Below are 18,315 nucleotides of genomic sequence, written 5' to 3'. Positions count from 1 at the left end.
GGGTGGGCGGATGCCGGAATGATGATCTCCTCGAATGAGTTAATCGATATACTAGTCACGATTCCAGGGGGTTCTTCCGCACGTGCTCGTCGCTCTCACCGCGCATCAGCGCTCCACGCCGCTCGCTTCACTCGAGCGACTCTCCGTCATCGGAGACGAAGTCGGCACCCGGTTGACAGAGGCTCATGACGCCATCCAGGGTGCCGTCGTCCTCGCGACCTGCAACCGCTTCGAGGCGTACTTCGACCTGCGCGACGACGCCGACTTCCCGTCGACGATCCCGGCGATGGATGCGGCGATGGAAGAGATCGCCAAGCTGAGCGATCTCCCCTACCGGACCGTTCGCGAGACCGTCGACTTCGCCCACGGCAACAAGGTCGCCCACCACCTCTTCTCCGTCGCATCCGGACTCGACTCCGTCGCCGTCGGCGAGGACGAGATCGCCGGGCAGGTGCGCCGCGCCCTCGACGACGCGCGGCGCGGCGGACTGACCACGGCGCCCCTCGAGCACCTCTTCCAGCGGGCCACCGAGACCTCGCGCGCCGTGAAGAACAGCACGCGCATCGGCGAGTCGGGCCGCTCGCTCGTGCGGCTGGCCCTCGAGCTCGCGTCCTCGCGGGTGGCGGACTGGTCCACTGCACGGGTTCTGCTCGTGGGCACCGGCCGCTACGCCGCGGCATCCCTCGCCGCTCTGCGCGACAAAGGCGCCGTCGACGTCCGCGTGCACTCGCGCTCGGGCCGCAGCCGCTTCGCTCAGCGCGAGCACCTCGTCGCCGTCGACGCCGAGCACTATGCCGAAGAGGCGGCCGCCGCCGATGTCATCATCACCTGCACGACGACGACCGACACCTACGCTCTGACCGCTGCCGAGCACGCGGCGCGGCGCAGCGGCGCCGACCGCACGCAGCTGATCATCGACCTCGGTCTGCCCCGCAACGTCGACCCGGCGCTGCGCAATGTTCCCGACATCGAGCTGCTCGACCTCGAGACGATCCGCATCCACGCGCCGATCGACGAATTCGCCACGCTCGACGAGGCGCGCGAGATCGTCGCGGGAGCCGCGGCACGGCACGCCGCCGCGCGTCGCGTGCACGAGGTCGCCCCGTCGGTCGTGGCGATGCGCGGCTACATCACCGGCATCCTCGACGACGAGCTCGAGCGGGCTCGCCTGCGGGGCGAGTCGCCTCAGGTCGAGGCTGCGCTGCGCCACTTCTCCGGCGTCCTGCTGCATCGCCTGATCGCGCAGGGGCACACGCTCGCCTCCTCCGGTTCGGGTGCCGCCTGGGCCGATGCGGTGGCCACCGTCTTCCCCGCCGCGACCGGAGCGACCTCGCCGGGCGGCACCGTGCCGACCGAGCGCGCCCCGGGCGACACCGAAGCGGGAGCCGGTCGGTCATGAGCCGGCCGGTGACCCTGAAGGACATCGCGCTGCGCGCGGGTGTCTCGACGGCCGCCATCAGCCAGGCCCTCAACGATCGCGGAAGCCTGCGCCCCGAGACCCGCGAGCGCATCAAGGCGATCGCCGCCGAGCTCGGCTATCAGCCGAACAAGTACGCCGCGGCGCTGCGGAGCGGCCGCACGATGTCGGTCGGCTTCGTCGTTCCCCAGGATGCCGAGCTCGACCTGTCCAAGCGGGGCGCCCTCCACCGCAGCCGGCACATCGGCGCGCTCGTCAGCGCTGCCGCCGATCAGGGCTTCACGGTCACGATGCTGCCGGCGGCACGACCCGATCTGCTCCGTGGTGCGCAGATCGACGTCGTCTACTTCGCCGAGGTGGCCGCCGACGACCTGCTGCTGCGCGAGGCCATCGCCCGCGGCATCCCCGTCGCGACCAATGACCTCTACGTCGACACCGAGCTGTCCATCACCGTCCGCACCGGCTACGACGAGGCGGTGCGCGCGGCGCTCGCCCTGCTCGAAGCCGGTGGGGCCCGGCGAATCGGGTTCCTCATCGACGATGCGGGCTCGCCCCGCGACGAGATCGGCGAGACCGCGTACCGCGCGTGGAGCACCGTGCGCGGCCGCGAACCCCTCGTCGCCTATCTCGACGCGGAGCACGGCGCCCTCCCCCGCCGGGTCGGCGAGCTCCGAGATGCCGGCGCGGATGCGATCTTCTCCTTCGCCGAAGAGGGGCCGGCCATCTACCTGCAGCTCGAAGAAATGGACTTCGTCATCCCACGCGACATGCAGTTCGTCGCGCTGTGCACGAGCGACTGCGCCGTCAACACGCGCCTGGGCGTCACGCACGTCTGCGTGCACCCGGAGCTCGCCCCTGCCGCGATGTTCCAGGCGCTCAGCAGCATCCGCGATGCCGCGTCGCCCGACGTCTTCGACCTTCCGTGGGAGATCGTCCGCGGCTCGTCGACACGCTGACGCGTCAGAACTCGCCGTAGACCTCGAGCGTGTTCGCGGCGATCTGAGCCGACAGCTCGTCGACGTCGACCCCCAGTTCGGCGGCGATGAAGCGCAGCGTCACCGGGATCAGGTACGGCGCGTTGGGCCGCCCCCGGTGCGGAGTCGGCGTGAGGAACGGGGCGTCGGTCTCGACGAGAATGCGCTCGCGGGGCGTGACCGCGAGGGCGTCGCGCAGGTTCTGCGCGTTCTTGAAGGTCACGTTGCCGGCGAAGCTCAGCCAGTAACCGCGGTCGGCGGCGATCCGCGCCATGTCGGCGTCGCCCGAGAAGCAGTGGAAGACCGTGCGCTCGGGGGCACCGACCCGCTCGAGCGTCTGGAGGACCGCGTCATGCGCGTCGCGGTCATGGATCTGCATCGCGACACCGTGCTTCTTCGCGAGCTCGATGTGCGCCTCGAAGCTCTCGAACTGGGCAGGCAGCCCGTCCTCCTCGGTGCGGAAGAAGTCGAGCCCCGTCTCGCCGATCGCACGCACGCGCGGCTGCGCGGCCAGCTCGTCGATGACGGCGATGGCCTCGCCGAGCCGTCCCGCCGCAGCGTAGAGCGGCGCCTCGTTCGGGTGGATGGCGACGGCGGCGAGGACGCGCGGATGGGATGCCGCCGCCCACGCCGACCAGCGCGACGAGTCGATGTCGCCGCCGGCCTGGACGACGCCGATCACACCGACGGATGCCGCGAGCTCGAGCTGCTCCTCCAGAGAGCGGGGCTCGTCACCGTCCTCGATCTCGAGATGGGTGTGGTTGTCGTAGACCGGCACCGTGAGCGGTTCCGGCGCCTCCGGCCAGCGCACATCCCGCGCAGCCTGGGAGCGCTGGCGCACGTACTGCGACACGTCATCCGTCGACTCGCCGCCACGTGACGATGTCGGGCCTGCCGGATCGGCGCTTTCTGGCGAGTCGACCATGCTCAGGCGGGCTGCTCGACGCGCGGGAACAGCGGCGCGAGGCCGTTGACCGTCGTACCGGCGGGGAGCACACCCCAGGTGCCGGCGTCGCGCAGCGGCTGGTCCTCGAGCCGGGCGTCGATGCCGAGCGCCACCCACAGCTTGCGGGTCGACTCGGGCATGACCGGAGACAGGAGCACCGCGAGGGCGCGCAGCCCCTCGGCGGCGGTGTACAGGACGGTGCCCAGACGCGCCCGCTGGGCGTCGTCCTTCGCGAGAGCCCACGGCTCGTTCTCGGTGATGTAGCCGTTGAGCGCGTCGACGATCGTCCAGATCGCAGCGATCGCCTCGTCGGGCCGGAACCGCTCCATGGCGGCATCCGCGGCGCCGGCGGCGTCGGCGACGACGCGCTGGATCGCGAGATCGCTCTCGGTGTACTCGGCGGGCGCCGGCACGATCGCCTCGAAATAGCGCTCGATCATCGCGACCGTCCGCGATGCGAGGTTGCCGAACCCGTTGGCGAGCTCGGCCTGGTAACGCGCCGACAGGTCTTCCCACGAGAACGAGCCGTCCTGGCCGAACGCGATCGCCGAGAGGAAGTAGAAGCGGTAGGCGTCCGAGCCGAACACGTCGGTGATCTCGGTCGGCGCGATGCCGGTGAGCTTGGACTTCGACATCTTCTCGCCGCCGACGAGCAGCCAGCCGTGCGCGAAGACGCCGCGTGGGACGTCGAGCCCGGCGGCCATCAGCATCGCGGGCCAGATCACGGCGTGGAACCGCAGGATGTCCTTGCCCACGACGTGATACGCGGGCCAGCGCCGCGCGAACTCATCGGGGTCGGTGCCGTAGCCGATCGCGGTGGCGTAGTTGAGCAGCGCGTCGACCCACACGTAGATGACGTGCGAGGGGTCCCAGGGCACCGTGATGCCCCAGTCGAACGCCGACCGCGAGATCGACAGGTCCTTGAGACCCGACTTCACGAACGACACGACCTCGTTGCGCGCCGATTCGGGGCGTACGAAGTCGGGGACGGTCTTGTACAGCTCCAGGAGGCGGTCCTGGAACTCGCTGAGCTTGAAGAAGTAGTTCTTCTCCTGGAGCAGTTCGAGGGGCTTGGAGTGGATGGCGCAGACCTTGAGCCCTTCGAAGGCGCCGGTGCCGTTCACGATCTCGGCCTCGGGCTTGAACTCCTCGCACCCGACGCAGTACAGCGCCGCGTACTCGCCCGCGTAGATGTATCCGCGGTCGAACAGCGTCTGCACGAAGACCTTCACGCGCTCCTCGTGGCGCTCCTGCGTCGTGCGGATGAAGTCGTCGTTCGCGACGTCGAGGGTGCGCAGCAGCGGGAACCAGGACTCCTCGACGAGCTTGTCGACCCACTCCTGAGCGGTGACGTTGTTCGCCGCCGCGGCGCGGAGCATCTTCTGACCGTGCTCGTCGGTGCCCGTCAGCATCCACGTGTCGTCGCCCGCCTGGCGGTGCCAGCGCGCGAGCGTGTCCACCGCCACCGTCGTGTAGCCGTGCCCGATGTGGGGCAGGTCGCTCGGGTAGTAGATCGGTGTGGTGATGTAGAAGCTGCGGCCGTTGCTCACCCCGAGATTCTAGTTCGAGTGCGCGGACCGCCGCGGCCGTGTGTCGACACGGCGACGCGTCACGCGGTCTCGCGCACGATGAGGGATGTCGGCAGCACGAGCGGCTCCGGGTCGCCCCCCGCGATCACCTGCAGCACCATGTCGACCATCGCCGAGCTGATCTCGTTCCACGGCTGACGCATCGTCGTCAGGGGCGGATCGTGCGTCGCCGCGAGGCCCGAATCATCGAAGCCGGCGACGGCGATGTCGTCCGGAACGCGCCGTCCGCTGCGGCGGATGGCGGCGATCGCGCCCACCGCCATGACATCGGATGCCGCGAAGACGGCGTCGATGTCGGGGGCGCGCTCCAGCAGACGGATCATGGCCCCCGCGCCGGCGTCGCTCGAATAGACGTCCTGCTCGACGAGCTCGGGGTCGAACAGATCGCCCATCTCCTCGCGGAACCCCTGCAGGCGGTACCGACCGCCCGGGGTGTCGTCGGGCCCGGTGATCACAGCGATGCGGCGGTGGCCACGCGAGAGGAGATGACGCGTCATGATGCGCGCGGACTCCTGCTCGTCGACCGAGACGGTGGGCACGTGCGCGCGATCGCCGAGCGGGACACCGGTGCACACGGTGGGCACGCCCGCGGAGATCAGCGAGGCGAGCAGCGGGTTCGACTCGTGCGACGAGATGAGCAGGACGCCATCGACGTGACCCGCGCGGACGTACCGCTCGACGTTCGCCCGCTCGGCCGCGGTGTCGGCGATCATGAGCACGAGGGTCATCGAACGCTGGGCCAGTGCCTCGGTCGCTCCCCGCAGCAGCAGGGCGAAGGTCGGGTCGGCGAAAAGCAGGTGCTGGGGCTCGGTCAGCAGGAAGGCCAGCGAGTTCGACCGCCCCGTCGCGAGACTCCGGGCCGCGTGGTTCGCGGTGTAGCCGGTCTCGCGGATGGCGCGGTCGACGGCGTCCCGGGCCTCGGGCGACACCCAGTGCCCGCCGTTGATGACCCGCGACACGGTGCCGTGCGAGACGCCGGCCGCGGCCGCGACGTCGCGGATGGTCGGTTTGCGCGACGCGCCGGTGGAGCCGTTCACGTCGGCGAGCCTACTCCGGACGAGACCGTCGACCGTCGCGCGCCCCGGAGGACGCGCCGAGGCTGGCAGCCGCTCTGGGACCGGTCACAGTTCGATAACGGGTCGGGTCGCGGATCGGTCGCGCGTTTACAGTGGTCACACACACCCTGTGACCGGTCACAGTACGACCGGTGCATCTGAGAGACACGAGGACGCGTTTCATGCCTGCGAGCGTTTGGCCGGCCATCGACGGGATCGCCTACGGCGGCGACTACAACCCGGAGCAGTGGCCCCGTGAGGTCTGGCGCGAGGACGTCCGCCTCATGCGAGAAGCCGGAGTGAACCTCGTCAGCGTCGGCATCTTCTCGTGGGCGCTCATCGAGACCAGCGCGGGCGTCTTCGACTTCGACTGGCTCGACGAGATCATCGGCCTCCTCCATGAGAACGGCATCGCCGTCGACCTCGGCACCCCGACGGCATCCCCGCCGGCCTGGTTCTTCGCCGAGCACCCCGATGCCCGCGCCGTCAACCGCGATGGCGTGGTGATGGGCTTCGGGTCGCGCGGCATGGCGTCGCACTCCGCCCCCGCCTACCGCGAGGCAGCCGTGCGGATCGCCTCGACGCTGGCCGAACGCTACGCCGACCACCCGGCTGTCGTCATGTGGCACGTGCACAACGAGTACGGCGTTCCCGTCGGCGAGGACTACTCCGAGCACGCCCAGCGCGCCTGGCGCGGCTGGCTGCAGGAGAAGTACGGCTCGCTCGACGCCCTCAACGCGGCGTGGGGCACCGCCTTCTGGGGGCAGCACTACGGCGTCTGGGAGCACGTCGGCGTCCCCGCTGCCGCTCCCTCGGTCGTCAACCCCGCGCAGCGGCTCGACTTCGCGCGGTTCACCGACGCCCAGCTGCGCGCCTGCTTCGTCGCGGAGCGCGACGCCATCCGGCGGTTCTCGTCGCTTCCGGTGACGACGAACTTCATGGCGAACCAGCACCACGGCTGCGACCTGTGGGCCTGGGCGCGTGAGGTCGACATCGTCTCGGACGACCACTACCTGTGGGCCGCAGACGTCGAGGGCGAGATCGGCCTGGCCATCGCCGCCGACCTCTCGCGCTCGGTCGGGGGCGGCAAGCCCTGGATCCTCATGGAGCACTCGACCTCGGCGGTCAACTGGCAGCCGCGCAACGTCGCCAAGCGACCGGGCGAGATGGCGCGCAACTCGCTGTCGCACCTGGGCCGCGGGGCCGACGGCATCCTCTTCTTCCAGTGGCGTGCCGGGCGCTCGGGCGCCGAGAAGTTCCACTCGGCGATGCTGCCGCACGCCGGCACCGAGTCACGCGTTTTCCGCGAGGTCGTCGATCTCGGCGCGAAGCTGAACCGCCTCGCCGAGGTGCGCGGCTCGCGCGTCCACGCCGACGTCGCGATCCTGTGGGACTTCGAGTCGTTCTGGGCGCAGGACCTCGAGTGGCGCCCCTCGGAGGACGTCTCGCACGACGAGCGCATCCGGGCGTTCTACGAGCGCCTGTGGCGCGACAACATCACCGTCGACTTCGCCCTGCCGGGCCACGATCTCTCCGGCTACAAGCTCGTCATCGCCCCCGCGCAGTACCTCCTGCGTCAGGCTGATGCCGACAACCTCAACCGGTACGTCGAAGCCGGCGGCACGCTGGTCGTCTCGTTCTTCTCGGCCGTCGTCGACGAGAACGACGCCGTGCACCCGGGCGGCTTCGCCGCTCCCCTCGAGCCGTCCCTCGGAATCCGCGTCGAGGAGCACCTGCCGCTGCGCGCGGGCGCGACCACGACGATCGAGTTCGGCGGCGCGTCCCATACCGCCGACGTCTGGCACGAGCACCTGGTGGTGTCGGACGCGGAGACCCGCGCGACCTACGTCGACGGACCGGGCGCCGGGATGCCCGCGGTGACGCGCAAGCGGCACGGAGCGGGCACCGGCTGGTACGTCAGTACTCGACCGGATGCCGCCGGCCTCGCCGCCATCATGGCGGAGGTCTACGCCGACGCGGGCATCGCCCCGGTCGACGCGCCGGCCGGCCTCGAGATCGTCCGCCGCGCGGGCGACGCCGATGACTACGTCATCGCGATCAACCATGCGGCGACGGACGCTGAGCTCGCCCTGGAAGGTGTCGACCTGTTCTCAGGGCGCGCCGTCCGGGGCACGCTGGAGGTGAGTGCGGGCGACGTCGCCGTCATCCGCGCACCGCGCACAGCACCCGGGGGTGGTCACTGACCCACCCCGACGCCGGGAGACAGCCGACGTCTCACGGCATGCACTGAGAAAGCGCCGCCGCCACCCGGCAGCGGCATCCACATCGGTCGTGACGGAGCGACCTCGCACGAGGCCCTTCCGATCGACCACTTCGGAAGGAAGATCCATGCGCAAGATCGGGACCGGAATCGTCGCCATCGCGGCGACCACCGTCCTGCTCGCCGGTTGCTCCGGCGGCAGCACCCCCAGCGACAGCGGCAACGCCGAAGGCGGCTCGGGCGGCGGCTCGCTCGTCGTCTGGACCGACGCCAACCGTGCGCCGGCCATCGAGGCGGCGGCGAAGGCCTTCGAAGACGAGACCGGCACCAAGATCGAGCTGGTCCAGAAGAACTTCGAGGACATCCGCAACGACTTCATCAACCAGGTGCCGACCGGCGAGGGTCCGGACATCACGGTGGGCGCCCACGACTTCCTCGGCTCCTTCGTCTCGGCCGGCGTCGTCGACACGATCGACCTCGGCGACAAGGCCGACCAGATCGAGAAGGTCGCCGTCGACGCGTTCACCTACGACGGGCAGCTCTACGGCTTCCCCTACGCGCTCGAGACGATCGCGCTCGTGCAGAACACCGACCTCGTCGGCGAAGAGGCGCCGTCGTCCTTCGACGACATGATCGCCCGCGCCCAGACCGCGGGCGCCGAGCGTCCGTTCGTCATCAACACGGCGGGTCAGAAGGGCGACGCGTACACGATGTACGGGTTCCAGACGTCGTTCGGCGCCCCGGTGTTCGTGCAGGACGCCACCGGCTCCTACACGACCGAGGTGGGCATGGGCGGCGCGGGCGGCGAGGCTTTCGCCACCTGGCTCGGCGCGCACGGCGAGGCCGGCTCCGGCGAGATCTCGACCACGATCGACTACGACACCAACAACGAGCTCTTCGCCGCCGGTACCGCCGCGTACACGGTTCAGGGCCCGTGGGCGATCGAGGCCCTCACCGCCAACGGTGTGAACGTCAAGGTCAACCCGATCCCGTCGGCCGGCGGCGAGACCGCCGCGCCGTTCGTGGGCGTCCAGGGCTTCTACATCAGCTCGGAGAGCGCGAACAAGCTGCTGGCCCAGGAGTTCCTGACCACCTACCTCGCAACGGATGACGCGCAGCGCGCCCTCTACGAGGCCGACCCGCGCCTGCCCGCGTGGAAGACCCTCGCCGCCGAGGTCTCGTCCGACCCCGTCGTCGCCGGCTTCCTCGCCTCCGCCGCGAACGGCGTGCCGCAGCCCTCGATCCCCGAGATGGGTTCGGTCTGGGACCTGTGGAACGCCGCACAGGTGCAGATCATCAAGGGCGGCGACCCCGTCAGCACCTGGAACACCATGGTGACCGACGTCCAGGCCGCGATCGGCTGATCCCCTCCGGGGGCGGAGCACACCGCTCCGCCCCCGGACCTCTCTCGTGAAGGAGATGCACATGTCGGTCCCCCAGGGAACCGTGAGCGAGAGCGCACCGCCGCCTCGCTCCACCGACCGCTCGCAGCAGTCAGAACCGCATGGCCGACGCTGGTCGGGCATCGGCTGGGGCTTCGTCGTGAAGCTCGCGCTGATGGCGATCGTCAATGCCTTCGGCCTGATGGGGGTGTTCGCCGCCGTCCAAGCCGAGTCGTGGCTCATCGCGACCGCGGCGGCCGTCCTGCTCGTCGCCGCCGACATCGTGTACTTCACCAAGCGCGCACTGCCGCTGAAGTACCTGCTCCCGGGACTCGCCTTCCTGCTGGTGTTCCAGGTCTTCATCTTCGGCTACACGGCGTACATCGCCTTCACGAACTACGGCGCCGGCCACGTCGGTTCGCAGGACCAGGCGGTGGCCGCTGCCCTGGCCCAGGGCGAGCGACGCATCGACACCTCGCCCTCGTACCCGCTCTCGGTCGTCGAACAGGGCGGCGAGTACGGCTTCGCGATCGTCGACGACGGCGAGATCAAGGCCGGGGCCACCGACCGGCCGCTCGAGGTCGTCGGTGACGCGTCGGGCTCGGGCGCCCCCACCGACGTTCCCGGCTGGAACGTCGTTCCCCGCGGCACCTTCCTCGGCGACCCCGCGCTGCAGGAGCAGATCGTCGAGCTGCGCGTACCGGTCTCGGACGACCCCAACGACGGCTCGATCCGCACGCGCGACGGCTCGACCGGCGCCGTGTACCTCTCGACGCTGACGTGGGATGCCGACGCGCAGACCATCACCGATACGGCATCCGGTGCCGTCTACACGGCAACAGACGACGGCCGATTCGTCGCCGCGGACGGAGCGGCCCTGCCCACCGGCTGGGTCGTGAACGTCGGGTTCGACAACTTCCTGCGCCTCGTCACAGACCCGGGCCTGCTCGAGCCGCTCGCGCTCGTCACGCTCTGGACGTTCGTCTGGGCGGCGCTGTCGGTGCTCATTCCGTTCGCGATGGGGCTCGTGGTGGCGCTCATCTTCAACGACCCGCGGGTGAAGGGCCGCAAGATCCTTCGGACGCTGTTCATCCTCCCGTACGCCTTCCCGGCGTTCATGTCGGCCCTGCTGTTCCGCGGCATGTTCAACGCCGAGTTCGGTGTCATCAATGAGTTCTTCTTCGGCGGCGCGAACATCGACTGGCTCGGCGACCCGTGGCTGGCTCGCATCGCGGTGCTCTTCGTCAACGTGTGGCTGACCTATCCGTACTACTTCCTCGTGTGCACGGGCGCGCTGCAGGCACTGCCGTCCGACACGCTCGAGGCCGCGTCGATCGACGGCGCGGGCCGGTTCCGGCAGTTCCGTGCGATCGTCCTCCCCCTCGTGCTCGTCGCGACCGCCCCGCTGCTGATCTCGTCGTTCGCCTTCAGCTTCAACAACTTCACCGTCATCTACATGTTCAACAGCGGCGGGCCGGCGATCCCCGGCGCGCCCTATGCGCTCGGATCCACCGACATCCTGATCTCCGCGATCTGGGACATCTCGGGAGTCTCGGGCGGCGCTGCCGACTACGGCCTGGCCAGCGCCCTGTCGATCCTCGTGTTCATCGTGGTCGGCGCGATCTCCGCCCTGGCGTTCCGCCAGACCCGCAAGCTGGAGGAGTACCAGTGATGTCCGCAACCACCACCGTCGCCACCCCGCCCAGCCGCGTCGGCGCTCGCCGCCGCCGGTGGCTGCTCGAGGTCGGCTGGAAGTACCTCGTCGCGCTCGTCATCCTCTTCTACGCGATGTTCCCGCTGCTCTACGTCGTCTCGGCCGCGCTCAACCCGCGCGGCAGCCTCGCCGCGAGCAACCAGCTGTTCGGCGTCTTCGACCTCGCGAACTTCGCCTCCCTCAGCGGCACGTCGTACTGGACCTGGTACGGCAACACGCTGATCGTGAGCGGGGCGTCGGCGGTCGGCGCCGTCCTGATGGGGGCCGCGGCAGCGTACGCTTTCTCGCGGTTCCGGTTCCGCGGTCGCCGTCCGGGCCTCACCGCCCTGCTCATCATCCAGATGTTCCCGCAGGCGCTCGCCTTCGTGGCGATCTTCCTGATGCTCCTCGCCCTCGGCGAGGTGTTCCCCGCCCTCGGCCTGAACTCGAAGATCGCGCTCATCTGCGTCTACCTCGGCGGGGCCCTGGGTGTGAACACCTTCCTCATGTACGGGTTCTTCAACACGATCCCGATGGAGCTCGACGAGTCGGCCAAGATCGACGGCGCAACGCACGCACAGGTGTTCTGGCGGATCATCATGCCGCTCGTCACCCCGATCCTCGCGGTCGTGGCCCTACTGGCGTTCATCGCATCGTTCGGCGACTACATCATCTCGAAGATCGTGCTGGTGTCGCAGGACAACTGGACCCTCGCCGTGGGCATGTACCAGTGGGTGTCGAACCAGCTCGCGAGCAACTGGGGCCTCTTCGCGGCCGGCGCGGTGCTCGCCGCGATCCCCGTGCTGGCCCTGTTCCTCGGCCTGCAGCGCTACATCATCGGCGGGCTGACCGCCGGCTCCGTCAAGGGCTGACGCCCGAGAACGCACCCTCTCGCCGAAACAACACCCTCCCCGGTACGTACTCGCCGGGACCGTACGCTCTCGCGCGCCCGCGCGCGCCGACCTCGAAGGAGAGGCACATGCCACGAATCATCCCGCGGCTGACCGCGGCCGTCACTGCGGCGGTCCTGTCGTTGGGGGCGCTCGCGCTGCCGGCGTTGGCAGCCGACGACCCGGCGCCAGTCCCGAGCACGATCACCGTGCCGCGGGTCGAGAACCTGCCGGCCGACTTCATCGGCGGCGTCGACGTGTCGTCGGTGCTGTCGCTCGAAGAGTCGGACGTCGTGTTCCGTGACGCCGACGGCAACCCGGGCGACCTGTTCAGGATCCTTCGGGATGCTGGGGTCAGCGACATCCGGATCCGCGTCTGGAACGACCCCTTCGACGCCGACGGCAACGGGTACGGCGGTGGCGACGTCGACGTCACCCGGGCGATCGAGATCGGCCGTCGCGCGACGGCGGCGGGCCTGGGCGTCCTGGTCGACTTCCATTACTCGGACTTCTGGGCAGACCCCGCCAAGCAGCAGGCTCCGAAGGCCTGGGCGGGCATGACCGTCGACGAGAAGGTCGCGGCGACCGGGGCGTTCACGCGCGACGCGCTCACACGATTCCGCGACGCCGGGGTCGACGTGCGAATGGTGCAGGTCGGAAACGAGACCAATGGCGGCATCGCCGGGGTGACCGGGTGGGATGACATGGCGCGGATCTTCAGCGCCGGGTCGGCCGCGATCCGCGACATCATGCCCGACGCCCGCGTCGTGCTGCACTTCACCAACCCCGAGCGCCCCGGGTTCTACGCGGGCGTCGCCCGGGAGCTCGAGGCGCGGGATGTCGACTACGACGTGTTCGCGTCGTCGTACTACCCGTTCTGGCACGGCACGCCCGAGAACCTCACGGCGGTGCTGTCGCAGATCGCCTCGACGTACGACAAGAAGGTGCTCGTGGCCGAGACGTCGTGGGCGTACACGCTCGACGACGGCGACGGACACTCGAACGTCGTGAAGACCCCGGAAGACGCGACGCGCTACCCCGTGAGCGTGCAGGGCCAGGCCACCGCCGTACGCGACGTCGTGCAAGCAGTGGCGAACGTGGGCGAGGCCGGGCTCGGCGTCTTCTACTGGGAGCCAGCTTGGCTGCCGGTCGGTCCGCCCGAGCAGCTCGAGTCCAACCGCGTGCTCTGGGAGCGCGACGGATCCGGCTGGGCGTCGAGCTACGCCGGCGGCTACGAGCCCCATGACGCGGGACAGTGGTTCGGCGGTTCCGCGTGGGACAACCAGGCCCTGTTCGACCACGACGGCTACCCCCTCGCGTCGCTGAACGTGTTCTCGTACGTGCGCACCGGCGCGATCGCTCCGCGGACCGTCAGCGATGTCGAGCGTGTCGCGCTCACCGTCACGGACGGCGACCCGATCGCGCTGCCCGACACCGTCACCGTGTCGTACACCGATGGGACGACCGAGGAGCAGAGCGTCGGCTGGACCCCGGGACCGGATGCCGTCGACGGCGTGGGCGTGCACACCTTCTCGGGCACCACCTCGGCAGGCCATGCCACGTCGGCGACGGTCACCGTCATCGCGCGGAACCTGCTCCGCAACGGCGGCTTCGAAGACGCGGACGTCTCGATGTGGCGCTCGGAGGGAGGCGGCCTGACCGTGCGGGCGGAGGACGATCCTCGTTCCGGCACGTACTCGGCGCACTTCTGGGCCGACGCCGCGTACGGCTTCTCCCTCGCGCAGGAGGTCGTCGTGCCGGAGGCGGGCTGGTACACCGCCTCCGCGGCCGCTCAGGGTGGGGCCGCCGGGACCGACGGACGCCTGCAGCTCAGCCTGACCGCCGGTAGCGACACCGCTCGCGCGGTCCCGGCAGAGGTCGCCTTCGCTCTCGACGGGTGGCGGGTCTGGTCGACGCCGGTCACCGACGCCGTGTTCGCGTCAGCGGGCGATACGCTCACCGTCCGGATCGCAGGCGACCTGCCCGCCGGCGCCTGGGGGACGATCGACGATGTCGCTCTGGTCCGCGCCGCGCCTGCCGCGGACTTCTCGGCGCTGACGGCCGCTGTGGTCCGAGCCGAAGCGATCGACCGAATGTCCTACACCGCGGCATCCCTGGCCTCGCTCGATGATGCGCTGGCCTCAGCTCACTCGGTGCTGTCCGCTCCGGCGACGCCGCAGGCGGAGGTGGATGCCGCGACCTCGGCCCTCACCACCGCCGTCGATGCGCTCGTCGCCCAAGCGCCCTCCCCCGCCGCATCCGCACCCGCACCCGGGCAGCCCGGCACGGACCCCGGTGCCACCACGGCCACAGCGACCGGCTCGCTAGCCGCTTCCGGCGGCATCCTCCCCCTCGCCGCGCTGGCCGTCGCCGCGCTGCTGGTTCTCGCCGGGCTCCCCCTCGTCGCGCGACGCGGCTGACCCCCGAGAACGCACCGTCCCCGCGAAAACGTGCCCAAGACGGTGCGTTCTCGCGGGGATGGTGCTTTCTCGCGTCAGGGGCGGGCCGCGTCAGGGGCGGGCCGCGTCAGGACCCGGCGCGGGCGGCGAGAGCGGCCTGATACAGGTCGCGGGACGACAGGCCGGTCGCGGCCGCGACCTCGGCGGCGGCGTCCTTGAGCCGGATGCCGTCGGCCACGAGCCGCTGCACCTGCGCGAGCGCATCCGCGGGGTCGATCTCGCGCACCCCGGCGCCCTCCACCACGATGACGATCTCGCCGCGGACGCCGTCGGCAGCCCACGCGGCGAGCTCATCGAGCGTGCCGCGCGCCACCTCCTCGTGCAGCTTCGTCAGCTCGCGGCAGACGGCCGCTCGGCGGTCGCCTCCGAACGCCTCGGCCATCGCCCGCAGCACCTCGGCGATGCGCGACGGCGCCTCGAAGAAGACGAGCGTGCGCTGCTCGCCGGCCAGCTGGTCGAAGAGCCGGCGCCGGTCCCCCGGCTTGCGGGGCGGGAAGCCCTCGAAGGCGAACCGGTCCGTCGGAAGCCCGGAGACGGCGAGCGCGGCGAGCACGGCGCTCGGACCGGGCAGGACGGTCACGGTGACCCCCGCTGCCGCCGCCGCGGCGACGAGCCCGAACCCGGGGTCGCTGACCGTGGGCATCCCGGCATCGCTGAGGACGAGGACGTCCTCGGTACGGGCGCGCTCGACGAGCTCGACGGCTCGCTGCTTCTCGTTGTGGTCGTGAAGGGCGATCAGACGGGGACGGTTGGTCACCCCGAGGGCCTGGAGCAGGCGCTGGGTGGTGCGTGTGTCCTCGGCGGCGATGGTCGTCGCCTGTTCGAGCGCGGTCACGAGCCGCGTCGTGGCGTCGCCGAGGTTGCCGATGGGCGTCGCGGCGAGGATGATCACCGCCCCAGCATAGGCTGGCGGCGTGACGACGACCGCTGAGCCGCTGCTCCCCGAGAGGCGTCGGCCGACCCTTCTCGACCGGTGGCACGCCCGCTTCAGCGGCGACCCGGCCTTCGCCCGACGGGTGGCCTGGATCGCACCGCTGGTGATCACGCTGATCGCCGCCGTCCTGCGGATGTGGAACCTGGCTCATCCCCACGCCGTGGTCTTCGACGAGACCTATTACGTCAAGGACGCCTGGAGCCAATGGGTGCTCGGGTACGCCGCAACCTGGCCGGACGGCGCCGACGAACGCTTCCTCGCGGGCGAGACCGACATCTTCACGACGACGGGCAGCTTCGTCGTGCACCCCCCGCTCGGCAAGTACCTCATCGGTCTGCCGATGGCCCTGTTCGGCGCCGACTCGACCTTCGCCTGGCGGCTGGGCACGGCCCTGGCCGGCACGGCGTGCGTGCTCGTGCTCTACCTCCTCGCACGCAGCCTCACCGGTTCGATCGTCTTCGCGTCGCTGGCATCCGGCCTGCTCGCGATCGACGGCCTCGGGATCGTGATGAGCCGGGTGGCGCTGCTCGACATCTTCCTGACGTTGTTCACCCTGCTGGCGTTCTGGTTCGTCGTGCTGGACCGCGAACGCACCCGGGTCGTTCTCGCCGAGCGCATCGCGGCGCGATGGGACGACGTCGGCGCCCCCGCCTGGGGACCGGTGCTGTGGAACCGCCCGTGGGTGATCGCCGCGGGTGCGGCGGCCGGCGCGGCGACCGCGGTGAAGTGGTCGGGCGTCTGGGTGCTGGCAGCGATCGGCATCTATCTCGTCGTCAGCGATGCCCTCGCCCGCCGCAGCGCCGGCGTCCTGTTCTGGCCCGCCGACGCGACGGTCCGGCAAGGGGCGGTGTCGTTCATGCTGCTCGTGCCGGTGGCGCTCGTGGTGTACCTCGCGTCGTGGACCGGCTGGTTCGTGACCGACGGCGGGTACGACCGGCACGCTGCGGACGCGAACCCCGCGACCGGATTCTGGTCATGGGTACCCCTGTCGCTGCAGAGCCTGTGGCGATATCACGAGTCGATGTACGGGTCGACGGCCGGGATGTCGACTCCCCACGCCTACGCGAGCCCCGCGGCGCAATGGCCGCTCCTTCTGCGCCCGACCTCGATGTACGCGGGCAGCACGCCCGGCGGAACCGGTTCGTGCACCGACCCCAACGGCTGCTGGGAGATCCTGTACAGCATGCCGAACCCCATCGTCTGGTGGGCGGGCGTCGCGAGCGTGCTGTACCTCGTCTACCTGTTGTTCCGCACCCGTGACGGCGCGTACGGCATCGTCCTGACCGGTGTCGTCGCGACGTACTCGCCGTGGCTGCTCTTCCCCGAGCGCACGATCTTCCAGTTCTACACGGTCCTGATCCAGCCGTTCCTCCTGCTCGCTCTGGTCTTCGTCATCCGATCGGCGGTCCGGTCCGCGCGTCGCGATCGAGGAACCACCCGCGGCGTCGAACGCGTCGTCGTCGTGTTCCTCGGCCTCGTCCTGGTCCTCGCCGCATTCTGGTTCCCGCTGTGGTCGGCGATCTCGGTGCCCTACGAGTTCTACCGGCTGCACAACTGGCTGCCCGGCTGGGTCTGACGCCCGCCGCCCGCGGCACCGTAGGCTAGGCGCGTGTTCCGCTACCCGACGCCCGACGACACCCGCGGCGCGGGGTTCGCGATGGTCACCGATCACTTCGCCCTGCTGCTCGGTCCGGGTGCCGGCGAGGCGCTCGCCGCTGCGGTGTGGGAGGCGATGACGGGAAGGGATGCCGCGTTCGAGGACGTCCTCTCGGCGATCGCGGCCGTCGGCATCGGAGCCCTGCCCGATTTCGCCCTCGTCGAGGTCGTCGACGCCGGATCGAGCGCGGTCTCGGTCGCCGTCCGCGGCGCGGCCACGATCGACCTGCACGGTCCGCAGCGCAGCAGCTATGCCGGAACCGGCGTCGGGACGTGGGTCGAGGGATCGGCTCAGCACGTGGCCGGCATCTCGCTCGGGCTCGGCACCGAGCCCGGTCGCTCGCTGCTCCCGATCGGTCGGGGCGTCGTCCGCACCGACGCCCTCGAATGGGGCGCGACCGCACGCGCCGCCGTCGCGGCGATCCCGGCTTCCGCCGCATCCTCCGCGGACCCCGTTGCCGCGCTCGAAGACGCCGACCCGCTCGAGACCGTCGCCGTCGACCGACGCGCGCTGACCCCGCCCTTCGGGCCGCGACGGCGCCCGCAGCCCGAACCCGAGCCCGAGCCCGAACCCGAACTGGTATCGGAACCGGAATCGCCTCGGGAGGCGGAGGTCGACGACAGCACGGTCCTGGGGTCCCGTCGCGCCCCCGCCCCCGTAGCCGACGCACCCGCATCCCACCGGTACGTCCTGCGTCTCGAGCCCGGCGGCGACTACCCGCTCGACCGCCCCATCGTGCTGGGGAGGGCGCCCCGTGCGGCGCAGCATCCCGGCGCCCGGATCGTTGCCGTGCCCTCGCCCCGCAAGGAGGTGTCGGGAACTCACGTGGAGGTCCGGCTCGACGATGGCGCGCTCGTCGTGCGCGACCTCGGCTCGACCAACGGCACCATCGTGCGCGACGCTTCGGGCGAAGCCGGCCTGCTGCGGAGCGGCGCTGCCTCGCGCGTCTCCCCCGGGGCCGTGCTCGATCTCGGCGACGGGATCCGCGCGACTTTCGAGTCGCTCTCGTGAGGCGACGACAAGCGATTTCCCGGCCCGACCTCGGTGTGTTAGAAAAATCTCACCGGATTCGGATTCCGGGGGACGATGACATCGCGC

Annotated in this window: 13 protein-coding genes; 9 read left to right on the top strand and 4 right to left on the bottom strand. The window is 70.5% G+C overall.

Annotated features, from left to right (window positions below; translation table 11 throughout):
* Positions 1–82 precede the first annotated feature (82 nt).
* The gene (locus tag DO944_RS15070; protein WP_112617975.1) at positions 83–1,399 is read left to right on the top strand and encodes a glutamyl-tRNA reductase; all 1,317 of its coding nucleotides are present in this window, start codon (positions 83–85) and stop codon (positions 1,397–1,399) included.
* A complete protein-coding gene (locus tag DO944_RS15065; protein WP_112617974.1) occupies positions 1,396–2,373 on the top strand; it encodes a LacI family DNA-binding transcriptional regulator in 978 nt (325 codons plus the stop codon). Before DO944_RS15070 ends, DO944_RS15065 begins: the two co-directional genes overlap by 4 nt.
* 4 nt (positions 2,374–2,377) lie before the next feature.
* Here the strand turns inward: DO944_RS15065 and DO944_RS15060 are convergent, their stop codons facing one another.
* The 3 genes from DO944_RS15060 to DO944_RS15050 are packed head-to-tail and all read right to left on the bottom strand — an operon-like array spanning position 2,378 to position 5,963.
* The gene (locus DO944_RS15060; RefSeq protein ID WP_112617973.1) at positions 2,378–3,316 is read right to left on the bottom strand and encodes a TatD family hydrolase; all 939 of its coding nucleotides are present in this window, start codon (positions 3,314–3,316) and stop codon (positions 2,378–2,380) included.
* A gap of 2 nt (positions 3,317–3,318) precedes the next feature.
* A complete protein-coding gene (metG, locus tag DO944_RS15055) occupies positions 3,319–4,887 on the bottom strand; it encodes a methionine--tRNA ligase (RefSeq protein WP_112617972.1) in 1,569 nt (522 codons plus the stop codon).
* Positions 4,888–4,946: 59 nt separating this feature from the next.
* Entirely contained in the window at positions 4,947–5,963 is a 1,017-nt protein-coding gene (locus DO944_RS15050) for a LacI family DNA-binding transcriptional regulator (protein WP_112617971.1), read from the bottom strand.
* A 200-nt stretch (positions 5,964–6,163) separates the two neighbouring features.
* Here DO944_RS15050 and DO944_RS15045 point away from each other — a divergent pair, with 200 nt between their 5' ends.
* From DO944_RS15045 to DO944_RS15025, 5 genes are all read left to right on the top strand, one after another.
* Complete coding sequence (locus DO944_RS15045) at positions 6,164–8,185, top strand: beta-galactosidase (protein ID WP_112617970.1); 2,022 nt, start codon at positions 6,164–6,166, stop codon at positions 8,183–8,185.
* Between the two features lie 145 nt (positions 8,186–8,330).
* Positions 8,331–9,566, top strand: a complete 1,236-nt coding sequence (locus tag DO944_RS15040; RefSeq protein ID WP_112617969.1) for an extracellular solute-binding protein — start codon at positions 8,331–8,333, stop codon at positions 9,564–9,566.
* 61 nt (positions 9,567–9,627) lie between these two features.
* Positions 9,628–11,256, top strand: a complete 1,629-nt coding sequence (locus DO944_RS15035; RefSeq protein WP_112617968.1) for an ABC transporter permease subunit — start codon at positions 9,628–9,630, stop codon at positions 11,254–11,256.
* Positions 11,256–12,149, top strand: a complete 894-nt coding sequence (locus DO944_RS15030; protein WP_112617967.1) for a sugar ABC transporter permease — start codon at positions 11,256–11,258, stop codon at positions 12,147–12,149. Before DO944_RS15035 ends, DO944_RS15030 begins: the two co-directional genes overlap by 1 nt.
* A 107-nt stretch (positions 12,150–12,256) precedes the next feature.
* On the top strand, positions 12,257–14,587 hold the full coding sequence (locus DO944_RS15025; RefSeq protein WP_112617966.1) for a glycosyl hydrolase 53 family protein: 2,331 nt from the start codon (positions 12,257–12,259) through the stop codon (positions 14,585–14,587).
* A 106-nt stretch (positions 14,588–14,693) separates the two neighbouring features.
* Here DO944_RS15025 and rsmI read toward each other — a convergent pair whose 3' ends face one another.
* Positions 14,694–15,518, bottom strand: a complete 825-nt coding sequence (gene rsmI, locus DO944_RS15020) for a 16S rRNA (cytidine(1402)-2'-O)-methyltransferase (protein ID WP_112617965.1) — start codon at positions 15,516–15,518, stop codon at positions 14,694–14,696.
* 22 nt (positions 15,519–15,540) lie between these two features.
* On the opposite strand from rsmI, the gene DO944_RS15015 reads away from it, so the two are divergent.
* Positions 15,541–17,136 (top strand): dolichyl-phosphate-mannose--protein mannosyltransferase, encoded by a 1,596-nt coding sequence (locus DO944_RS15015; protein WP_112617964.1) that lies wholly within the window; start codon positions 15,541–15,543, stop codon positions 17,134–17,136.
* Between the two features lie 33 nt (positions 17,137–17,169).
* Positions 17,170–18,228 carry an FHA domain-containing protein gene (locus DO944_RS15010; protein WP_112617963.1) on the top strand — a complete coding sequence of 353 codons (1,059 nt, stop codon included), beginning with the start codon at positions 17,170–17,172 and terminating at the stop codon, positions 18,226–18,228.
* Positions 18,229–18,315: the final 87 nt, after the last annotated feature.

The organism is Microbacterium sp. SMR1 (assembly GCF_003289625.1).
Taxonomy (GTDB): domain Bacteria; phylum Actinomycetota; class Actinomycetes; order Actinomycetales; family Microbacteriaceae; genus Microbacterium; species Microbacterium plantarum.
This window is presented reverse-complemented; position numbering and strand designations above follow the sequence as displayed.